Consider the following 21138-nt stretch of genomic DNA (forward strand, 5'->3'; position numbering starts at 1 on the left):
GGGTTGGGGTGAGGGGCTTCTCTCCCCACGGGAGATTGTCGCCGCACCTGTACCCCCTCACCCGGATCACATCTACGATGTGATCCGACCTCTCCCCGCAAGCGGGGAGAGGTGAAGGACCGCCTACGACTCGATCTTCACGTACTCGAAGTCACCCGGCTTGTTGTCGATGCCCACCTTCGGCGGCGAGATCCAGGACGCGAACTTGCCGGTTTCGGTGACGGGCTGCATCAGCGAGGTGATGAAGTCGCCGTCGGCAGTCGAGGGCAGCCATTCGTCCTTGCGCTTCGCCCAGGTCGCATCGTCGATCAGGATGCCGTCGGGCGTGGCATGCACGTCCTTGAACTCGCCGATGTGGCGGTGGAAGGCGACGTTGGGCAGGGTCAGCTTGAAATCGTAGCCCGCGGTTGAGATCACCTTGTTCCAGCGCAGCATGCCCTTGACGCAGTCCTGGCTGTAATCGTCGCGCAGGCGCATGTTGAGCGCGGTCAGTGCCGGCTCGTCGACCAGCTTGACCTCGCCGTTGATCAGCTTGAGCACCGGATAGGTGGAGTTCTTGAGTTGGTGATCGTCCTCGATCTGGGTCTCGTGATAGCGCCCCTTGATGCCGGCGTTGAAGGCGTTGGCCGCGTTGGTCGAGACCTCCGAGCCGAACAGGTCGAGCGACAACGTATAGTGCAGGTTCAGCTTCTTCTGGATGGTCGGCAGATCGATCACGCCGAGCGCGCGGACCTTGGCGATGTCGGTGGGATCGGTGATGCCGGCTTCGCGCATGGCGTCGCAGGTGCGCTGCACGACGCGGGTGATCCCGGTCTCGCCGACGAACATGTGGTGCGCTTCTTCCGTCAGCATGAAGCGGCAGGTGCGCGAGAGCGGATCGAAGCCCGACTGCGCCAGCGAGTGCAACTGCATCTTGCCGTCGCGGTCGGTGAAATAGGTGAACATGAAGAAGGACAGCCAGTCCGGCGTCGCCTCGTTGAAGGCGCCCAGCATGCGCGGCGCGTCGGCATCGCCGGAGCGGCGGCGCAGCAAATCATCCGCTTCTTCACGTCCGTCGCGGCCAAAATACTTCTGCAGCAAATAGACCATCGCCCAGAGATGGCGGCCTTCCTCGACATTGACCTGGAACAAATTGCGCATGTCGTAGAGCGAGGGCGCGGTCTTGCCGAGATGGCGCTGCTGCTCGACCGAGGCCGGCTCGGTGTCGCCCTGGATCACGATCAGGCGGCGCAGCATGGCGCGGTGCTCGCCGGGGACTTCCTGCCAGGCCGGCTCGCCATAATGCTCGCCGAAGGGAACGACGCGATTTTCTTCCTGGGGAGCAAGGAGAATGCCCCAGCGATAGTCGGGCATGCGAACATAGTCGAACTTGGCCCAGCCGCGCGGATCGACGGAGTAAGCGGTGCGCAGATAGACCAGCGATTCCTGGAAACCTTCCGGCCCCATGTCGCTCCACCAGTCCATGTAGCCGGGATGCCAGCCTTCGAGGGCCTTGAGCACCTGGCGATCTTCGGCGAGATTCACGTTGTTGGGAATCTTGGTCGAGTAGTCGACGTTCATGATGTTCATGTTCATGGCCGTGCTCCTTGCGCTCTCTTGTCCCGGACGCAGTGCGGCGCGAAGTGCTGCACTGCTGAGCCGGGACCTATTGCTCGGTCTGTGTGGGTCCCGGTTCTGCGTCGCACCGCTTCGCGCTGCGCCGCGCCCGGGACACGAAGATCGTTAAACCCGCGTCATATCGAATTTCGGCTTCTGGCCGCTGCCGTAGCGGCGCAGCGCGCCTTCCTCGCCGACCGCGTTGGGGCGCTGGAAGATCCAGTTCTGCCAGGCGGTGAGGCGGGCGAAGATCTTTGATTCCATCGTCTCGGGACCAACGAAGCGCAGGCTCGCTTCCATGCCGGTGAGGCTGTCGGGCGAGAAGCTGGCGCGCTCCTCGAGGAACACGCGGACCTCGTCGTCCCAGTCGATGTCGTCGAGCGCGAAGGTGACGAGGCCGAGCTCTTCCGCCTGCTCGGCATCGAGGGCGGTGCCGAGCGTTGCTTCGGCGCGCTCGACGTCGGAGGGATCGGCCTGGAAGCGCGATTCCAGCCGGGTCAGCCCGTGGCTCATCGGGTACGGACCGAAATTCATCGCGGAGAGCTCGATCGACGGCGGCGGACGGTTGTCGCCCTGGCGCGTGCCGATCAGCATGTAGGAGCGGTCGGCGGCGAAGACGAGCTCGGCCAGCGTGCCGGCAAAGCAGGAGCCGGGCTCGACCAGCGTCACCAGCGTGCGCGAGGTGACGTCGATGCGCTTCAGCACACGCTTCCAGTAATGCCTGATTTCGTTGACCAGCCAGTGCGCCTTGTTGGCTTCGAGGAAGGCGTCGTGCGCGAGCACATGGGCGCGGTCGCCATGGCTCTTGAACACCAGCATCGCGATCTCGAGCTCGTTGATGCGCAGATGCAGGATGGCGTCGTCGATCTCGCGCGCGACCTGGAGCGGCCAGAACGAAGCGCCCTGCGCCATCATGCCGTCGATGTCGGCGGGCGGCGCGGCCTCGGGGGCCTTGATCGAGATGGTGGCGATGCGAGCGGCGCGGTCGATGTCGACGCTGACGAAGCCGTATTGGATACCGCTCTCGCCTATGATGCGCTTGAGCGGGGAAAGCGCAATGCCCTTGCCGGTGCCCTTGCGCTTCGAGGCCGCCGCGAACTCCTTGGCACGCTCGGCGATCTTGCCTTCCAGCTTCGAGTTCGGCGCGATCTCGTCGACGAGACGCCACTGCACGGCGCGCTTGCCCTTCACGCCTTCCTCGATGGTGCAGAAGAAGTCGGCGTGGTCGCGGCGCACCTTGCGCTTGTCAACGACGCGGGTGAGGCCGCCTGTGCCCGGCAGCACCGCGAGCAGCGGCACTTCGGGCAGCGCGACAGCAGACGAGCCGTCATCGGCGAGGATGATGTGGTCGGTCGCGAGCGCCAGCTCATAGCCGCCGCCGGCGGCCGAGCCGTTCACGACCGTGATGAAGCGCTGGCCGGAATTCTCGGACGAATCCTCCATGCCGTTGCGAGTCTCGTTGGTGAACTTGCAGAAGTTGACCTTGTGGGCATGGGTGGAGCCCGCGAGCATGCGGATGTTGGCGCCGGCGCAGAACACGCGGTTCTTGGCGGAGCGCATCACCACGACCTTCACTTCCGGGTGCTCGAAGCGCAGCCGCTGGACCACGTCGGCGAGCTCGATGTCGACGCCGAGGTCATAGGAATTCAGCTTGAGCTGATAGCCCTCGAACAGGCCGCCATTCTCGTCGACGTCCATGGTCAGCGTCGCGACATCGCCGTCGACCGCGAGCTTCCAGTGCTTGTAGCGGGACGGTTCGGTCTGGAAATCGATGAATGTCGCGCCGCCTGCGAGGCGCCGATCTTCCCCGGCCATGGGCCACCCTTGAGCTTGATTATGCGTTCTGGCGTTTACCTTTAGATGCACAATAGTGCATCTTTTGGAAGGCGTCTAGCCCTTAACCGCTCATGCATGCACTTTGTTTCATGCGGATTGCTAGGACCGCACGATAGCGCCAAGCGCAATCCAGTCGGCCTTGGAGAGCTGGGGACGGCCGAGCTTGGCCTGCAGCAGCGCGGTCAGCGCCGGAATCGGAAAGCTCTCGACAAAGCCGTCGCCGCCGGCGGCCGCCTTGCGCGTGCTCAGCGCCCGCAGCTCGGCCTGCGCATCACCGAACAGCCGCGCGGCCGAGTGCAGCCTCTGCATCCGCAGCCGCAGATTCGCGTTGGCGATGTGGATGCAGGCGCGCAGCAGAATGCGCTCGCGGCCGCCTTGCGGCGCTGCGGCCCACACGGCCTCCAGCACCTCCTGCGATTCCCAGAAATAGCCGCGGTCGTTGAGCGCGAGCCCGTAGCGCAGCGCCGGATGCCGCGCCGGCACGTAGCCGCGGAAGGCCGAGGGTACCAGCGCCTTTGCCAGACGAAGCGTCTCGTAATCGGCGTCAACGCCGCCGGTCTCGCCCGGCACGTAGGCCCATCGCGGCCACGGCAGCGGACCGCTTGCATGTGAAGGCACATTCACAGATGTGCCTCCGCATAGTCATGCGGCGTGTCCCTGAAGTCCCTGGTCGTCGCGCAGGGCCGCTCTTGCAAATTGCTCAATCGCGTCAAGCGTCGCCCCCGGCGCTTCACGATGCGGGGAATGGCCCGCGTCTGAAATGACTTTAAAATCGACCGGACAATAGCACTCTTCCTGCGCAATTTCGACCTGGCGCAATGTCCCATATTGGTCGCCTGCACCTTGCAGGACCATGACGGGAACGCGGATGTAGGCGAGATATTCCGAGATGTCCCAGTCGCGGAATTTTGGATCGAGCCAGGCCCCGTTCCAGCCATGGAAGGCGTTGTCGACGTCCTTGTGCCAGCGCGCGAGCTTTGGCTTCAGGTCGGTCGTCTCGTAAGCCGTCTTGATCGCGGCGATGGACTTCACCGAGATGTCCTCGACGATGAAATGCGGTGCGATCAGCACAAGGCCGCTCAGGCGATGATCCTGATGCGCGCCGGCATAGATCGTCGCGATCGAGGCGCCGTCGGAATGGCCGAGCAACAGGCCGCGCTTGAACTGAATCGCGTCGAGCAGCTTCGGCAGCACGTCCAGCGCCTCGCGCTGCATGTAATCGAGCGGCCGCGGCAGCGTGACCGGGCTCGACTGGCCGTAGCCCGCACGCGAATAGACGAAGATGCCGGCGCCGGTCGCCTGCTGGAGTTTTTCCGGGAAGTCGCCCCAGAGGCCGACCGAGCCGAGGCCTTCATGCAGCATCACGACGATGGGTGCGTCGGCGGCCAGCGGCGCGAGCCATTTGTATTCGAGGCTGGCACTGCCGATGCTGAGGAAGCCGGTGGGGGTGAGGTTGGTCATGGTCGAAGTCCCATTCCTAGCCAAGGCCGAGATGCCCACCCTCCCCTGGAGGGGGAGGGTCGATTCACAGCGAGCGTAGCAAGATGTGAAGCGGGGTGGGGTGACAGTCTCTCCGCAGATGCAGTGCCCGCGTGGAGAGATCACCCCACCCCGTCACGCATCTCGCTGCGCTCGATCGCGTGCCGACCCTCCCCCTCCAGGGGAGGGTAAGCAAGTGCAGTTCGCACACTCAATTCGTCCCTTCCCGCAGCTTGAACCGCTGGATCTTCCCCGTTGCCGTTTTCGGCAGGGACTCCACCACGTCGATCCAGCGCGGATATTTCCACGGGCCGATCTTCTGCTTGACGTGCTCCTTCAGCGTCTCCTGCAGCTCCGTCGTCTTCGCACCGGGGCGCAGCACGACGAAGGCCTTCGGCTTCAAGAGTCCTTCCGGATCGGCCTCGGGCACGACGGCGGCTTCCAGCACTGCCGGATGCGTGATCAGCGCGCTCTCGACCTCGAAGGGCGAGACCCAGATGCCGGAGACCTTGAACATGTCGTCGGCGCGGCCGCAGAAGGTGTAGCGCCCATCCGCGTCGCGGATGTATTTGTCACCGGTGCGGGTCCACGGTCCCTCGAAGGTGCGGCGGCTCTTGTGTCGCTGGTTCCAGTAGCCCTCGCCGGCCGAGGGCGCATCGACCAGGAGCTCACCGACCTCACCATCCGCCACGTCCTGGCCGGCCTCGTTGACGAGCCGCACCGCGTAGCCCGGCACCGGCTTGCCGGACGAGCCGTATTTGATGTCGCCGGGCGCGTTCGACAGGAAGATGTGCAGCAGCTCGGTCGAGCCGACGCCATCGAGGATGTCGACGCCGAACCGCGCCTTCCAGTTGTTGCCGACGGATTCCGGCAGTGCCTCGCCGGCGGAGGTGCAGATGCGCAAGACGCCGCCGCCGCGCTCGCTCTTCATGGTCTCGTCGTTGAGCATGGCCGCGAACAGCGTCGGCACGCCGTAGAAGATCGAGGGGTTGTAGCGGTTCATCAGGTCGAACATGCGCGCCGGCGTCGGCCGCTCGCTGTTGAGGATCACGCTGGCGCCGACCGACATCGGAAAGGTCAGCGCGTTGCCGAGGCCATAGGCGAAGAACAGTTTTGCGGCGGACAGGCACACGTCGCTCTCGCGGATGCCGAGCACCTGTTTGGCGTAGGTGTCCGCGGTGGCCTGAAGATTCGAATGCAGATGGCGCACGCCCTTGGGCATGCCGGTCGAGCCCGACGAGTAGAGCCAGAACGCGGGCTCATCGGGGTGCGTCGCGGCGGTGGTGAACTGGTCGCTCTCGCCTGCGATCTCTTCAGCTAGTTGCTTGTGACCGTTCTGCTTGGCGCCGGACACCACGACATGCTCGAGATCCGGCATGCGGCCGACGACGTCCTTGATGACCGGATACAGCGCCTCCGACACGAACAGCACCCGCGCGCGGCAGTCGGCGAGGATGTAGGCGTACTGATCCGCCGTCAGCAGCGTGTTGAGCGGCACCGGCACGATGCCGGCGCGGATCGCACCCAGGAACACGATCGGGAAGTCGACCGTATCCAGCATGATCATCGCCACGCGCTCCTCGCGGCGGACGCCGAGCCGGCGCAGCATGTTGGCGGCGCGCCGGGTCTGTTGCTGGAGCTCGCCATAGCTGAGCCGCGAAACGGTGTCGTCGAAGACGAGCTTGTTGCCACGCCCCTCCTCGACGTTACGGTCGAGCAGCCAGGTCACCGCGTTATAGGATCCCTCGCTCACGGACATCTCTCCCGAATTTAGAATTATAATTCATAGAAAGACACTCCGGCGGCTTGCTGTCAATGCCAGCAGGCACTATGTTTCATTAAAACGCGCCGCAGGACACCTGCAAAGAAGGCTCATGACCGACAGTCCCGACGCCGAATCCCGCTTCCTTGAACAGCTCGGCCAGCGTGTGCGCACCATGCGCGCGCTGCGCGGCATGTCGCGAAAAGTGCTCGCCAAGGTATCGGGGATTTCGGAGCGCTATATCGCGCAGCTCGAGAGCGGCAAGGGCAACGTCTCCATCGTGCTGCTGCGCCGCGTCTCCGGCGCGATGGGCGCGCATCTCGAAGACCTGCTTCCCTCAACCGACCCGACGCCGGACTGGCAGATGTTTCGCGACCTCTTGCGCAAGGCGACGCCGGCGCAGATCGCGCAGGCAAAGGATCTGCTCACTGGCGGCAGCGCGTCCGCGCCGCGACGCGCGCCGTTCTGCGGCATCGCGCTGATCGGCCTGCGCGGCGCCGGCAAGTCGACGCTTGGGCGGATGTTGGCGAAGAAGATCGGCTGGAGCTTTGTCGAGCTCAACAAGGAGGTCGAGCAGCAGAACGGGCTCTCGGTCGCCGAGATCATTGCGCTCTACGGCCAGGAAGGCTTTCGCCGTATGGAGCAGGCGGCGCTGCAGCAACTGCTCGCGCGCAACGAGCTGATGGTGCTGGCGACCGGCGGCGGCATCGTCTCCGAGCCCTTGACCTTCGACCAGATCCTGTCGTCTTTCTACACGATCTGGCTGAAGGCCGAGCCCGAGGAGCACATGGCCCGCGTGCGCCGCCAGGGCGACCTGCGCCCGATGGCGGATGATCGCTCGGCGATGACGGAGCTGCGCAACATCCTGCTCAGCCGCGAGCCGCTGTATTCGCGCGCAACCGCAGTGGTGGATACGGCAGGACTGTCGGTCGATGCCGCGGCGGCGCGCCTGATCGATGCGGTGCGGCCGGTGCTGCAGAACGAAGCCCGTAGCTTCGGGCTGCGCAGTGTGGCGCTGTAGGGCAATCTCTCGCGGCACACTCCGCCGTCGTCCCGGCGAACGCCGGGACCCATACCGCGTGATCCATCGATTGCGCGCGCTGCCAATCCCGAACGACTAGCCTTCGCAAAACTTCTCCCTGTGGTTATGGGTCCCGGCCTTCGCCGGGACGACAGTAGAGTTTGTAGGCGCGTCGCGATGCCACTATATCAACGCCCAATAGCAAGCCCTGGGATCCATGATGACCGATAGCGACGTCGCAATCTCCATGTTCGAGCGGATCGGTGGCAGCGCCACGATCGATCGTCTCGTCGACCGCTTCTACGACCGCATGGACACGCTGCCGGAAGCGAAAATCATCCGCGCCATGCATGCGGCCGACCTCGGCCTGATCCGGGACGTGCTGAAGCGCTATCTCACCGAATGGACCGGCGGCCCGCGGCTCTTTACCCCCGAGAAGGGACACCCGCGGCTGCGACAGCGCCATATCGGCTTTGCCATCGGGGACGCCGAGCGCGATGCGTGGATGCTCTGCATGCGTGGCGCGATGGAGGAGACGGTGACAGACAGCGCCGCGCGGAAGGATCTCGATAGCGCGATATCAGGCCTCGCCGACTGGATGCGCAACCGGTGATGGCCCGTAGCCCGGATGGAGCGAAGCGCAATCCGGGAAGGTCTCGCCTGCCGTGAGATCCCGGATTTCGCTGCGCTCCATCCGGGCTACAAACTGCCGCACCGCTAGATCGACCAGTAATTCGGATGCTGGTAGGGCCGCGAGCGGTCGCCCCAATCGAACTCCTCGCCATCGAACTCGCAGGGGCCGCTGCTCAATTGCTCCGACGTCAGCTCGACCTGGAAGGCCTGGCGGGCCGGATCATATTTCAGCGCGCTCCACTGCACCGGATAATGGTGATGAGTGCCGAGCAGGCCGCCGGTCTTGATCACGGCGTAGGCGACCGTTCCGCTCACCTTGTCGAGCATCAACCGCTCGATCGTGCCGAGCTTCGTCCCGTCACAACCATAGACGGTGACGTGCTGCACGCGATCACTGGGAACCATGGTGTGTTGCATGGCGTGCTCCCTAGTCTTGTGTGGAGCGCATTATAGTCCCGTAGCCCGGATGAGCGAAGCGACATCCGGGTCTCGCGACCGCTTCCCGGGTATCACGGAGCCTGTCATCGGGCGGCGCTTCGCGCCGACCCGTTGGCCCACCCGGGCTACGGGGGCTACAGCAGCTGCGATCGCACCGCTTCCGCCCCCTCACGCAGCAGCGGCAGGAAGCGGTCGATCAGTTCCTGCGCCGGCACGCGGTCGACATGGGCGCCCATGTTGATGGCGGCGACGATCACGCCATCGTAGCGGCGGACGGGGACCGAGATCGAGCGGAAATGCGGCTCAGCCTCGCGGTCGACCAGCGCATAGCCCAGCGCACGGTCGGCGGTGATGCGCGCGAGCAGCGCCTTCGGGTCTGTCACCGTCTGCGGCGTCAGCGCCTCCCGCTTCATCGCCGTCAGGCGCGCGGTGAGATCGGCATCGTCGAGCCGGCCGAGCATGGCGCGGCCGACCGAGGTGCAGAAGGCCGGCAGGCGGTAGCCGATTTCCAGCCCACCCGAAAACATGCGCGCCGGGCTGCTGCGCGCAACGAACACGACGTCGTCGCCGTCGAGCAGCGCGAGCGAGGAGATTTCGTTCGCCGCAGTCGCGACGCGATCGAGCACCGGTTGCAGCACCGTGACGAGCTGGCTGGAGCGCAGGTACGACGCCGCCAGCGTCAGCACATGCGGCGTCAGCGAGAACAGTTTTCCGTCGCCACTGACGAAACCACCACGCTGGAGCGTGAACAGCATGCGCCGCGCCGTCGCGCGCGGAAGATCGGCAGCGCGGGCAAGATCGCTCAGCGTCATCGGGCCTGCGGTCGTGCCGAAGCATTGAAGCAGGCGCAGGCCGCGGTCGAGGGCCTCGACGAAATCCGTCGCCCGCTCGTCAGTCTCACTCCGCTTCAGCTTGGGCATGGTCTCAGGGACAATCCTGCAAAATAGTGCTTGCTGCCTTTCCAAGGCATGTCATAATTCGCCCATTCGTTCAATAGGCGAACAAACGCCACTCCACAAAGGATGCACTCGCCATGATGAGCCAGGAGCAGAACGACCTGATCACCCGCACCGGGCCGAAGGACCCCTGCGGAAAGCTGATGCGGAGCTACTGGCAGCCGGCGGCGTTGGTCGACGAGCTGGAGGGCGCGCGGCCGATCCGTCCCGTCAGGCTTCTCGGCGAGAATCTGGTGCTGTTCCGCGACGAGACCGGACGCTACGGGCTGATCGACCGCCACTGCGCACATCGCGGCGCCGACCTCGCCTTCGGACGGCTCGAGCATGGCGGCCTGCGCTGCGCCTTCCATGGCTGGCTGTTCGACGCCACCGGCCAGTGCATCGAGACGCCCGCCGAGCCGAAGGATTCAAAGCTCTGCCGGAACATCCGCCAGCGCTCCTATCCCGTGGTGGAGAAGAGCGGCATCCTCTGGGCCTATCTCGGCGAGGGTGAGCCGCCCGCATTCCCGGAGATCGACTGCTTCGTCGCGCCCGGCACGCACACTTTCGCGTTCAAGGGCCACATGGCTTGCAACTGGCTGCAGGCGCTCGAAGTCGGCATCGATCCCGCCCACGCCTCCTATCTGCATCGCTTCTTTGAGGACGAGGACACCTCGACCGCCTATGGCAAGCAGTTCCGCGGCGCCTCCGCCGGCTCCGACCTGCCGATGACGAAGATCCTGCGCGAATACGACCGGCCGATCATCAATGTCGAGCACACCGAATATGGCCTGCGGCTGATCGCGCTGCGCGAGATCGACGAGGAGCGCACCCATGTGCGCGTCACCAACCAGCTGTTTCCGCACGGCTTCGTCATTCCCATGAGCACGGAGATGACGATCACGCAGTGGCACGTCCCTGTCGACGACGAGAACTGCTACTGGTACGCGATCTTCACCAGCTACACCAACCCGGTCGACAAGCAGAAGATGCGCGACCAGCGGCTCGAGCTCTATGAGCTGCCCGACTACGTCTCGCGCAAGAACCGCAGCAACGATTACGGTTTCGATCCGCACGAGCAGCAGACCGCGACCTATACCGGCATGGGCACCGACATCAACGTCCACGACCAGTGGGCGGTGGAATCGATGGGCGCGATCCAGGACCGCACCAAGGAGCATCTCGGTTCGAGCGACAAGGCGATCGTGCAATATCGCCGCCTGCTGCGGCAGGAGATCGAGAAGGTTTCCGGCGGCGAGAAGCCGATGCTGTTCCTGGACGAGGCCAATGCGCGCAGCATCCAGGGGCCGGCGACCATGGACGGCATCGGGCCGACGCGGGGCTGGGAGACCTACTGGATGGAGGTCGACGTCAAGCGCCGCCGCGGCGCACCGTGGACCGCGCCGGTGCCGAAGGAGATCGCGGACAACGTGCACCGGCTGACGGCGGCGGAGTAAGGGTGACGGCCTATCCTTGTCATTGCGAGCGCAGCGAAGCAATCCAGACTGCCTCTCCGGAGGGACTCTGGATTGCTTCGTCGCAAGAGCTCCTCGCAATGACGGAGAATGTGGCGCATGCTTCGCGCCTCACGACTGAAGGAGTAGCAAAGTGACTTTCGTCGCGCGCCATGCGCTGTGGTCGGATGAGCAGAAGGACGCCGCGGTGCGCATGCGTCGCATCGTCGAAGACAGGAACCTCGAGGTCATCCGCCTCGCCTTCCCCGATCAGCACGGCATTTTGCGCGGCAAGACCATCATCGCGTCGGAAGCGATCGCCTCGCTGGAGAGCGGCTGCTCCATCACCACGACCATGCTGGCGAAAGACACCTCGCACCGCACGGTGTTTCCGGTGTTCACATCGGGCGGCGGGTTCGGCATGAAGGAGATGGAGGGCGCGGCTGATGTGCTGATGGTTGCCGATCCCACCACGTTTCGCGTGCTGCCCTGGGCGCCAACCACGGGCTGGGTGCTCTGCGACCTTTATTTCAACGACGGCCGTCCCGTGCCTTTCGCGACGCGCGGGCTCTACAAGCGCGTGCTCGATGGGCTCGGCGCGCGCGGCTACGATTTCGTCGCGGGGCTCGAGGTCGAATTCCACATCTTCAGGCTCGACGACCCGCATATGCGCGCGGAGGACGCGGGACAGCCGGGCACGCCGCCGTCGGTGAGCCTGCTCAGCCAAGGCTATCAATATCTCACCGAACAGCGCTTCGATCAGATGGAGCCGGTGCTGGAGATTCTTCGACGCGATGTCGTTGCGCTGGGGTTGCCGCTACGCTCGGTCGAAGTCGAGTTCGGGCCGAGCCAGTGCGAATTCACCTTCGCGCCGAGAAAAGGCCTGGAGCCCGCCGACAACATGGTGCTGTTCCGCAGCGCCGTGAAGCAGATCGCCCGCCGCCACGGCTATCACGCCACCTTCATGTGCCGGCCGAAACTGCCGAACGTGTTCGCAAGCGGCTGGCATCTGCACCAGTCGATCGTCTCGCGTGCGACGGCTGAGAACCAGTTCATGGCGAAAGACGGCAGCGAGCCCCTCAGCGCCTTCGGCAAGTCCTACCTCGCGGGCCTGCTCGACCACGCCCGCGCGTCCACCGTGTTCACCACGCCGACCATCAACGGCTACAAGCGCTACCGCTCATATTCGCTGGCGCCGGACCGCGCGATCTGGGGCCGCGACAATCGCGGCGTGATGATCCGCGTGCTCGGCGGCGCCAACGATGCCGCCACGCGCGTGGAGAATCGGATCGGCGAGCCCGCCGCCAATCCCTACCTCTACATGGCCTCGCAGATTCTCTCTGGCCTCGACGGCGTCGACCGCAAGCTCGATCCCGGCCCCTCGGCCGACACGCCCTACGAGACCAAGGCGCCGTTGCTGCCGAAGAGCTTGCGCGATGCGGTCGCCGCACTGAAGGACGACCCGTTCTTCCGCGAAAAGTTCGGTGCTGAGTTCGTCGACTACTACACCCACATCAAGAACGCCGAGATCGACCGCTTCCTGGCCGAGGTCACCGACTGGGAGCATCGCGAATATTTCGAGATGTTCTGAGTCAGCAATCAGCTCCCGTCATTCTGCACGAGGCAGCGGCGTGAAGCTGGGTACGCCTCCGGCCGCAAGGGCGAACGCAGTGGCGGTCGGGCCGGACCCCATGCGGGTCCCCGGCTCACCATTCGGCTGGCGGAAGCCGGCCCGTGTCACGCCTGCGCGCAGCGCTGGATTGGCCTGATTCGTAGCGACGAGCCGGCCGGCACCTCGCGCGTAAACGCGTCGCAACCCGACTTCTCGCTGGTTGCCGCCGCGCACGATCAACTGCTCGTCCGTATCGGGACGATAGATGACGTCGCAGCCACCAACCAGCGTGACCGGCGCGCGGTACCCCAACGAATTGCCTTCGTTGTAGGTGAGGTCCGCAAGGTTGGTCGCGAGCAGCTCGATTCCATGCAGTCCGATGGACGAACCACGTGCAGCCTTGACCTCGACCGTTCGCACCTGCGGATTGCAGCGTGACCTTGCCTGCGGATATTCCTGAACGGCGGCGCGGGCATATGACAGGACTTCTCCGGTCTCATAGACGCGGTCGATGACGAGGCCCTGGACGTTTTCGGTCAGAAGCAGCTTGTTGACGAGGTGCGCGCCGGTCACAGGGGATGGATCGAACGCGAGCACCTTGGCGATCCGAGGACCGCCGGACCTGGTCGCAAGCGCGACGAACTGCGCGAGGCCTGCACCAAGCGAGTGCCCCGTCGAAACGATCTGCGGCTTCCTGGCAGCCCGCTTGTAGCAGTCCAGATTCTGGATCTGCTTCATGATCGTGTCCACGTTGCGCTGGAGCTGCTTATAATAGTCGTCGTAGGGCGAACCGAACCGGCTGAGATTGGAGTACCAGTCGCCTCCGGAAAGCCCGACGGTGCCGCGGAACGCAATGCTAACTTCGCTGCAGGAGCTGCGCGCAGCCGCACGCGTCCGAGCCCATACCTGGTATGTCGGGCCGCTGCCAAAATCCCAGCCGCGCCTAGCGTAAGCTGCCTTGCAGGCTTCGTCCGCCGGATCGAGGCAAGTGAGGTAAGATTCGCTGCCGAACTGATAGCGCCACGGCTTGAATATCTTCCGCGCGTATCCCCTGAGATCTTCCTGCGTGGCCGGAATCGCATTCTGGACCGCGTAATCGACTTCCTCGCCGAGGCCGGCATCACGCATCGTGTTCAGTATGCCGACCGGCTTGTAGGCCGTGGACGACTGGATGGCATAAGGCAGGTAATAGTCCGCATATCTGTAGGCATAGGCTGCCAGAATGTCGGGATCGTTGGACTGAGCCGCGGCGGTCTGAACCGACGAAAGCCAGATGGCGGCACCCGCGCTGGCAAAAATGACCCGAAATGCTGCGAAACGAAACCGCATGGCAACGTCTCCAAATATATAACGACAATCTATGGCTGCATGAGACCATAGCCGCCCTTTTTTGGCAATATCGCGTGAAGACCGGCTAAGCGGGAGGCCGGTCAAGAGAATCAGCTGGGGACCGGAGAGCCTGCCTCCTCGCACGCAGATCGGTGACCACCGCGACGACGGCATAGACAACGAATATCCCGATCGCGATCGGAGCGCCCTCGAGAATCCTCCAGCCCAGGCCGACCACTTGGTGCGCCACGCCGCCGACATCGCCGCCATAGACGATGCAGTCACCCACGCCTCCCTCGTTGGGTGAGCATTTGGGATTGACGAGATGGCTGATCGAAAGCATCGGGCCGAAATAGGGGACGAATGCGCAGACGAGACTGACCGCAAACGCCAGCAGCAATCGGGACCATAACCGGGCCCACCCCAGCGTGATCAGCCAGCAGCAGGCCGCGAGCCACAACACGGCGAGGCCGTCGCCAAAGCGGGAGCCCACCACAAAACCGGCATCCAGCGCATGACGGATGATCTCCGCCGCAGAATTGCCGATCGGACAGCCAGCATCGCTGGCGGGCCGGCATCCCGACAGACCGGCGAAGAGAGAGGTGAGCAATATCACCAATTCCGGGAGGAAAGGCAGGACGACGAGCAGCAACAGGCCGGCTCTCCAGCGCAGACGATGAGAATTCCCGTCAGGTTGCGATGTCATGCTCGCGCGGTGACATTTTCCCAAATGATCTTCCGCGAAGACCCCCGGCCCTTACTACCTCTGATATGGGGTGATCGCAACGGACATCGTCTGGTTCGCTCAACACGGCTATCGCTCCGCAGCCCCCGCCCCTCACAGCCCTGTGAGACGACTTCGTCCCGCCCGTTCCGACGACATGCCGCCGCCGTCCGACGAAGCCATTTACGTCGCCCGGCGAAAACCGCTGGAAAGACGACGGGGCTAGAGTCCCTTCGTGATCAACAACGGAGTTCGGTCATGTGGGGTCAATTGGTGAGCCTGATCTATCGCCTGTCCTGCCGGGCCACCCTGATCGAGATCGGCCTGCACCGCCTCGCGCGCTAGCCACAGGTAGCTCGCGAATTGGGTAAGACGGATTGACCAGATGACGGAGTTTGCCATGCGCAAGCTGATCCTGATCGCAGCGATCTCGCTGCTCGCAACAGAGGCCTATGCCGGCGGTTCGCGCAGCCTGAGCCTGGCAGCCAGCAGTGCGAACCAGCAGGCGGAGCAGCCGGCCACGACGGCACCTGTCCCGCCGCAGGCGACCCAGGCCCCCGGGCAGCGCAGGCTCCGAATGTCCAGACGGCAACGACCGCGCCGGCGTCGACAGCCCCGGTGGCGGCTCCCGCTCCCACAACAGCGGCAACCCCGACCACCGCAGCGCCAGCTTCGCCAACGACCGCACCGGTGACGAGGAGCGCGACTGAAACGGCCAAAGCCAAGCGCCGCCAGCCCTCCACCGAGGCCCGCGTGATCCGCGAGCTGCATCGGCATGGGATTTATTGGTGAGAGATCTCGTCTATCTCTTCCGTCATTGCGAGCGCAGCGAAGCAATCCAGAATCCCTCTGCGGAAAGACTCTGGATTGCTTCGCTGCGCTCGCAATGACGACGCTGCTGGAGTGGGGCTCAAATACCCAAATATTTGTGCTGCAGATCCGGCTCGGCCATCAGCTCGCTGGACGTGCCGCTCCACACCGTCTTGCCGCGCTCGATGATGTAGTGGCGGTCGCAGATGCGGGCGAGATGGTCGACGTTCTTGTCGACGACGAGGATCGACTGTCCGCGGCTCTTCAGCAGAGACAGGCAGTTCCAGATTTCTTCGCGGATCAGCGGCGCGAGGCCTTCGGTCGCTTCATCCAGGATCAGCAGCTTCGGATTGGTCATCAGCGCGCGGCCGATCGCAAGCATCTGCTGCTCGCCGCCGGAGAGTTGGTTGCCCATGTTGGCGGCGCGCTCGGCGAGCCGCGGGAACAAGGAGTAGATCGCGGCCAGCGTCCATGGATTAGGGCTGCCGAAACGGTCAGCGGCGGCGGCGACAAGATTTTCGCGGACGGTGAGGTTCGGGAAGATCTGCCGCCCCTCCGGAACCAGGCCGACGCCGAGTTTTGCAATTCGGTAGGACGGAAGCTGCCGCACCTCGGCGCCGGCGAAACGGATCGCGCCTGATCGCGCCGGGGTCAGGCCCATGATGGAGCGGATGGTCGTGGTCTTGCCCATGCCGTTGCGCCCCATCAGCGACACCATCTCGCCCGAGCTGATCGACAGCGACAGGCCGAACAGCACCTGGGACAGGCCGTAGCAGGTCTCGATGCCGTCGACCTCGAGCAGCGTGTCAGCCATGATGCGTCACCACATGCTGATCGCCGAGATAGGCGCGCTTGACCTCGTCATTGGCGCGGATCGCGGCCGGATCGCCGGAGGCGATGACGCGGCCATAGACCAGCACCGAGATGCGGTCGGCCAGCGCGAACACCGCAGGCATGTCGTGTTCGACCAGCACGATCGAGACCTCTTTGCGCAGCTCCTGAAGCAGTTTCACCATGCGCTGCGATTCGGTCACACCAAGCCCGGCCATGGGCTCGTCGAGCAGCAACAGCTTCGGTTTGCTCGCGAGCGCGACCGCAAGCTCGAGCTCGCGCCGCTCGCCATGGCTGAGCCTGTTCACCACGACATCGGCGCGATGGCCGAGACCGACACGGTCGAGCGCGGCGTGCGCGGCATCGCGCAGACCCTTCTCCTTGCGCGCATTGGCGAAGAAGCGGAACGAGGTCCCGGCATGCGCCTGCGCGGCGAGCGCGACATTGTCCGCGGCGGTGAAGTCAAGCAGCAGCGAGGTGATCTGGAACGAGCGCGCAAGTCCCAGCGCGCAGCGCCGATAGGCCGGCAAATAGGTGATGTCGCGCCCCGCCAGCGAGACGCTGCCGGAATGCGGCTCGAGGTGCCCGGTGAGCTGGCTGATCAGCGTGGTCTTGCCGGCGCCGTTCGGGCCGATGATGGCATGCAGCTCGCCGGCCGCGACGTCGAGCGAGACGTTGTCGGTCGCAACGATGCCGCCGAAACGGCGCACCAGCTTTTCGACGCGGAGCAAGGGTTCAGCCACGGCCAGCCCTCCCAAGCATGCCCATGATGCCGCCACGGCCGAACAGCACGATCAGCAGCAGCAGCGGCCCCATGATCAGCGCCCAATATTCGGTGATCTGCGACAGGAACTCTTCCAGCAGCAGGAACACCACCGCGCCCATGATCGGGCCGAACAGCGTGCCCATGCCGCCGAGGATCACCATCACCATGAGATCGCCGGAACGCGTCCAGTACATCACGGCCGGGCTGACGAAGTCGGTGTTGTTGGCGAGCAGCGCGCCGGCGAGGCCGCACATCGTGCCGGATATGACGAAGCAGACCAGCTGGTAGCGTTTTGCGGGAAAGCCGATCGCCTGCATGCGCTGCTCGTTGGAGCGCAGCCCCTGCACGACGAGGCCGAAGCGCGAATTGACGATGCGCCAGATCAGGAAGATCACGCCAAAGAGGCAGGCGAGGCAGAGATAATAGAACTGCGTGCGGTCCGACAGGTTGATCAGCCCGGAGAAATCGCTGCGCTTGTAGACGGTGAGGCCGTCATCGCCGCCATAGCGCGCCAGACCCGAGGCGACGTAGTAGGCCATCTGCGCGAAGGCCAGGGTGATCATGATGAAATAGACGCCGCGGGTGCGCAAGGAGAGCGCGCCGATCACGAGCGCATAGATCGCGGACGCCGCGAGCGCGACCGGGAACTGGATGAAGCCGGAACCAACCCCTTCCTGCGCCAGCATGCCGACGGCGTAGCCGCCGATGCCGAGATAGGCAGCGTGACCAAAGCTCATCATGCCGCCAAAACCCATGATGAGGTTGAGGCTCGCCGCCGCCAGCGCCAGGATGACGATGCGGGTGAACAGTGTCATGATGAAGATGTTGCCGGACAACGACGAATAGAGCGGCAGCAGCACGAGGCCCGCCAGCATCAGGGCCGTGACGGCCTTGCTCACGCTCAAACTCTTCATCGACGGTTGGCCGGAAACAGCCCCTCCGGCCGCACCACCAGCACGATCGCCATCAGGAGATAGATCAGCATGGAGGACAGCGCGGGCGCGGCGGTGGAGGCCGCGGCGCCGCTCAACACCTGCCGCAGCAGATTGGGCAGGAAGGCGCGGCCGAGCGTGTCGATCATGCCGACGAAGATCGCGGCCAGGAACGCGCCGCGGATCGAGCCGATGCCGCCGATCACGATGATGACGAAGGCGAGAATCAAAATGTTCTCGCCCATGCCGATCTGCACGGTGAGAATCGGCGCCTGCATAAGGCCAGCCAGCCCGGCGAGTGCGGCCCCCAAGCCGAACACCAGCGTGTAGAGCAGCTTGATGTTGATGCCGAGCGCGCCGATCATCTCGCGGTTGGAGGCGCCGGCGCGGATCAGCATGCCGATGCGGGTGCGCATCACGCCGAGATAGAGCAAGAGCGCGACCAGCAGCGCCACGGCGATGATGGCAAGCCGATAGGCGGGATAGTGAATGCCGGGCAGGATCGGCACCGGCACGGTGAGCCAGGCCGGCAGCGGCAGCGCGAGGCCGGCCGGGCCCCAGATCAGCCGCACGGCTTCATTGAAGAACAGGATCAGGCCGAACGTCGCCAGCACGTGGTCGAGATGGTCTCGCCCGTAGAGATGCCGCAGCGCCGTCACCTCGAGCACGATGCCGAGCACCAGCGTGGCCCCTAACGCCATCAGCGCACCCAGCAGGAAGCTGCCGGTCCAGGCCGCGAAGGTCGCGGCGAAATAGGCGCCCATCATGTAGAGCGAGCCGTGCGCGAGGTTGACGAGATCCATGATCCCGAACACCAGCGTCAGGCCGGCGGCGAGCAGGAACAGCAGCAGGCCGAACTGCAATCCGTTCAAAAACTGTTCGACGACGAGCAGCATCAAAACTCTTTCAGGCGCATACGGACGCGCGCCGATGTTCGAACACAGTCGCCATCAGTGAAAGAGCTCCCCCTGCCTCATCAAGGCGGAAAAATGGGTAATGGCAGTATCGTTCCGAGGCAAGAGCGATTCGACACCAAACATGCACTTTGTTGCATCCCGGCACATGAGACCGAGGCGCGCCTCGCAATGCAAAAAGGCTGCCGCGCAGGATGGGGCAAGCTGCCGCACCCAAATGACATCACCCTCCCCCCGACCGGGGAGAGGGTGCGAACGTCGTTGAATGAAGCAAGGATGCGTCTAGTGCGACGTCATCTGCTGAGGAAAATCCTCCGGCTCGGCGAGCACGCTGTTGACGGTCGAAGCCTCCAGCGCCGCCATCCGGAACAGATAGGCGAGCGTCGTCAGTCCGGAGTCTTCCGCCATCTGCGCCAGCTCGAGCGCCATGTCGGACATGTAGCCGAGGTTCTCGTCCTGGGTTTGCGCCATGATCTGGCTGTCCCGCATCATGTTCGACATCTCAGGCGCTCTTTCGTTGCGCGGCAGCAAGACCGCAGAGGTTGGCACGGGCGACGGCGTCCAGAAGCGGGCCGTCCTGCTGCACGACCGAAGCCATGCCGATGCGATCATGCAGGGCATCGAGCGTCTGCCGACGAATGTCGATGGTGGCCGCCATGGTCCACGCGTTCTCCACCAGGGCCGGCAGGCCGAGCGGCGTCACGACGAAGCCGGCTTCGTGGAAGCGCGGCAACCACCAGGTTTCCATGATCGCGCTGACCTGCGCGATTCCCTGATTGAGGCAGAACTCCTGCACCGCCGCCATCAGTTGCAGGTTGAGCGCGCCGTCGCGGCGGTCGCGGACGACGAAGTAGCGTGACCACTCCCAGATCAAGGGATCTGCGGGACAACCGCGCACCGCGGCCAAATGCGGGAAGACCTCGCTCATCATCGAAGGCTTGGTCGTCGGGTAGAGCCGATGGCCGCCGACGACACGCCGGCCCTCCAGCGCAAGCAGATAGACGGTATCCTCGTCGTCATAGGAATCGATCTCGCGGCCATCGGGCCGGCGCAGTGTCTCCCACCGCCGCTCCTCGACGAAGATATCGTGGCGCAGCCTGAAATGTTGTTCGAGCACGTCCTCGTAAAGGTGGCGATTGACTGCGGAAATTGCGTGAATCATGAAAACCCCCATTCAGCCTCAATGGGGGAAAGAATCTGCCAAAAGACGCAGGTTCGATATTGGGAAATTTCCCAGTACGTCGCTTACGGATTGATGATTTTGCCGCGAATCGCCAGCGCCACTGCATGCGTGCGGTTGACCGCGCCGAGCTTGCGCGCGGCGGTTGCAAGATGCTCCTCGGCCGTGCGCTGCGTGATGTGCAGGATCTCGCCGATCTCCCAGGCCGACTTGCCCTGCGAGGCCCACGAGATCACCTCGCGCTCGCGCGGGGTGAGCCGCGTCGAGGGATATGGCGCCGGCTCGAGCAGACGGCGGATGTGGTCGAAGCCATACATCGCCATCAGGTGCAGCGCCGGCTTGCTGCGGGGATTGAGGTCGAGATGAACGCCGCCGAGCGACACCGCGGCTTCATAGCCGGTGAGCCCGTGGATCGGCACGATGAAGCCGCGCGACATGCGAAAATCGCCGGCGCGGTTCATCACCTCGGCCGCGTCAGGCTCGAGTTCGGCATCATAGGGGGCTTCCGACCACTCGAACGGGTTGACCGATTGCCGGCACAGCCGCACCACCGGGTCGACGCGATCGTAATTTTTCTGGGTGTACAGGCTGAACCAGCCCGCGGGCCAGCGCTTGGCGAGCACCATCTGCGCAAAGCGCTGATCGGGATTCGGCAGCCCCGTCACGATGATGGTTTCGAAGCCGAAGCGACCGAAGGCGACTTCAAGCGCATTCATGGCGTCTGGGACCTTGCGATAAGCCCCAAGACCTTCAATGAAGTCGAGCGCCTCCCGGCCATAGTCTACGGCGGACATCGGTGCATTCCCTGACCCACACCGGCAGGTATAGCACGTATTCGAGGGCTGCCTCAATTCGCTGGTCCCGTAGTTTACCGGTAGCGACCTGC

20 protein-coding genes are annotated in these 21138 nt (G+C 64.4%); 4 read left to right on the forward strand and 16 right to left on the reverse strand.

All coding sequences use genetic code 11. The features are described from left to right. Positions 1 to 123: 123 nt before the first annotated feature. The 5 genes from boxB to N2603_RS43520 form a co-directional block, all read right to left on the reverse strand. Complete coding sequence (boxB, locus tag N2603_RS43500; protein WP_260387038.1) at positions 124 to 1575, reverse strand: benzoyl-CoA 2,3-epoxidase subunit BoxB; 1452 nt, start codon at positions 1573 to 1575, stop codon at positions 124 to 126. A 147-nt stretch (positions 1576 to 1722) separates the two neighbouring features. Beyond that, entirely contained in the window at positions 1723 to 3411 is a 1689-nt protein-coding gene (gene boxC, locus N2603_RS43505) for a 2,3-epoxybenzoyl-CoA dihydrolase (protein WP_260387039.1), read from the reverse strand. A 120-nt stretch (positions 3412 to 3531) separates the two neighbouring features. Next, positions 3532 to 4056, reverse strand: coding sequence for a DUF309 domain-containing protein (locus tag N2603_RS43510; RefSeq protein WP_018644505.1), 525 nt, complete (start codon positions 4054 to 4056; stop codon positions 3532 to 3534). An 18-nt stretch (positions 4057 to 4074) separates the two neighbouring features. Beyond that, positions 4075 to 4893 (reverse strand): alpha/beta fold hydrolase, encoded by an 819-nt coding sequence (locus tag N2603_RS43515; protein ID WP_260387040.1) that lies wholly within the window; start codon positions 4891 to 4893, stop codon positions 4075 to 4077. Between the two features lie 229 nt (positions 4894 to 5122). Further along, entirely contained in the window at positions 5123 to 6664 is a 1542-nt protein-coding gene (locus N2603_RS43520; RefSeq protein ID WP_260387041.1) for a benzoate-CoA ligase family protein, read from the reverse strand. Positions 6665 to 6785: 121 nt separating this feature from the next. On the opposite strand from N2603_RS43520, the gene N2603_RS43525 reads away from it, so the two are divergent. Both N2603_RS43525 and N2603_RS43530 read left to right on the forward strand, forming a co-directional pair. Then, complete coding sequence (locus N2603_RS43525) at positions 6786 to 7694, forward strand: helix-turn-helix transcriptional regulator (RefSeq protein ID WP_018644502.1); 909 nt, start codon at positions 6786 to 6788, stop codon at positions 7692 to 7694. 220 nt (positions 7695 to 7914) lie between these two features. Then, entirely contained in the window at positions 7915 to 8307 is a 393-nt protein-coding gene (locus N2603_RS43530; RefSeq protein ID WP_260387042.1) for a group II truncated hemoglobin, read from the forward strand. Positions 8308 to 8411: 104 nt separating this feature from the next. On the opposite strand, the gene N2603_RS43535 is transcribed toward N2603_RS43530, so the two are convergent. Together N2603_RS43535 and N2603_RS43540 are read right to left on the reverse strand one after the other, a co-directional pair. Next, complete coding sequence (locus tag N2603_RS43535; RefSeq protein WP_018644500.1) at positions 8412 to 8744, reverse strand: PRC-barrel domain-containing protein; 333 nt, start codon at positions 8742 to 8744, stop codon at positions 8412 to 8414. 155 nt (positions 8745 to 8899) lie between these two features. Continuing rightward, entirely contained in the window at positions 8900 to 9685 is a 786-nt protein-coding gene (locus tag N2603_RS43540; protein ID WP_260387043.1) for an IclR family transcriptional regulator domain-containing protein, read from the reverse strand. Between the two features lie 113 nt (positions 9686 to 9798). Here N2603_RS43540 and N2603_RS43545 point away from each other — a divergent pair, with 113 nt between their 5' ends. Both N2603_RS43545 and N2603_RS43550 read left to right on the forward strand, forming a co-directional pair. Next, complete coding sequence (locus tag N2603_RS43545; RefSeq protein WP_260387044.1) at positions 9799 to 11157, forward strand: aromatic ring-hydroxylating dioxygenase subunit alpha; 1359 nt, start codon at positions 9799 to 9801, stop codon at positions 11155 to 11157. A 151-nt stretch (positions 11158 to 11308) separates the two neighbouring features. Then, a complete protein-coding gene (locus N2603_RS43550) occupies positions 11309 to 12745 on the forward strand; it encodes a glutamine synthetase family protein (protein ID WP_260387045.1) in 1437 nt (478 codons plus the stop codon). 18 nt (positions 12746 to 12763) lie between these two features. Here N2603_RS43550 and N2603_RS43555 read toward each other — a convergent pair whose 3' ends face one another. From N2603_RS43555 to N2603_RS43595, 9 genes are all read right to left on the reverse strand, one after another. Further along, positions 12764 to 14200 carry a lipase family protein gene (locus tag N2603_RS43555; RefSeq protein ID WP_260387046.1) on the reverse strand — a complete coding sequence of 479 codons (1437 nt, stop codon included), beginning with the start codon at positions 14198 to 14200 and terminating at the stop codon, positions 12764 to 12766. Beyond that, on the reverse strand, positions 14181 to 14747 hold the full coding sequence (locus tag N2603_RS43560; RefSeq protein ID WP_260387047.1) for a hypothetical protein: 567 nt from the start codon (positions 14745 to 14747) through the stop codon (positions 14181 to 14183). Before N2603_RS43560 ends, N2603_RS43555 begins: the two co-directional genes overlap by 20 nt. A 982-nt stretch (positions 14748 to 15729) precedes the next feature. Continuing rightward, on the reverse strand, positions 15730 to 16443 hold the full coding sequence (locus N2603_RS43565; protein ID WP_260387048.1) for an ABC transporter ATP-binding protein: 714 nt from the start codon (positions 16441 to 16443) through the stop codon (positions 15730 to 15732). After that, a complete protein-coding gene (locus N2603_RS43570) occupies positions 16436 to 17203 on the reverse strand; it encodes an ABC transporter ATP-binding protein (RefSeq protein WP_260387049.1) in 768 nt (255 codons plus the stop codon). The genes N2603_RS43565 and N2603_RS43570 overlap by 8 nt, the downstream gene beginning before the upstream one ends. Further along, a complete protein-coding gene (locus N2603_RS43575; RefSeq protein WP_018644492.1) occupies positions 17196 to 18140 on the reverse strand; it encodes a branched-chain amino acid ABC transporter permease in 945 nt (314 codons plus the stop codon). Before N2603_RS43575 ends, N2603_RS43570 begins: the two co-directional genes overlap by 8 nt. Then, positions 18137 to 19054, reverse strand: coding sequence for a branched-chain amino acid ABC transporter permease (locus tag N2603_RS43580; protein ID WP_018644491.1), 918 nt, complete (start codon positions 19052 to 19054; stop codon positions 18137 to 18139). Before N2603_RS43580 ends, N2603_RS43575 begins: the two co-directional genes overlap by 4 nt. Before the next feature lie 300 nt (positions 19055 to 19354). Then, positions 19355 to 19573 carry a hypothetical protein gene (locus tag N2603_RS43585; protein WP_018644490.1) on the reverse strand — a complete coding sequence of 73 codons (219 nt, stop codon included), beginning with the start codon at positions 19571 to 19573 and terminating at the stop codon, positions 19355 to 19357. Position 19574: 1 nt separating this feature from the next. Next, positions 19575 to 20234: an acyl-homoserine-lactone synthase gene (locus N2603_RS43590; RefSeq protein WP_026312221.1), complete on the reverse strand. Its 660-nt coding sequence runs from the start codon at positions 20232 to 20234 to the stop codon at positions 19575 to 19577. An 83-nt stretch (positions 20235 to 20317) separates the two neighbouring features. Beyond that, entirely contained in the window at positions 20318 to 21046 is a 729-nt protein-coding gene (locus N2603_RS43595; RefSeq protein ID WP_260387050.1) for a LuxR family transcriptional regulator, read from the reverse strand. Positions 21047 to 21138 lie beyond the last annotated feature (92 nt).

The sequence above is a fragment of the Bradyrhizobium huanghuaihaiense genome, from assembly GCF_025200885.1.
Taxonomy (GTDB): domain Bacteria; phylum Pseudomonadota; class Alphaproteobacteria; order Rhizobiales; family Xanthobacteraceae; genus Bradyrhizobium; species Bradyrhizobium huanghuaihaiense.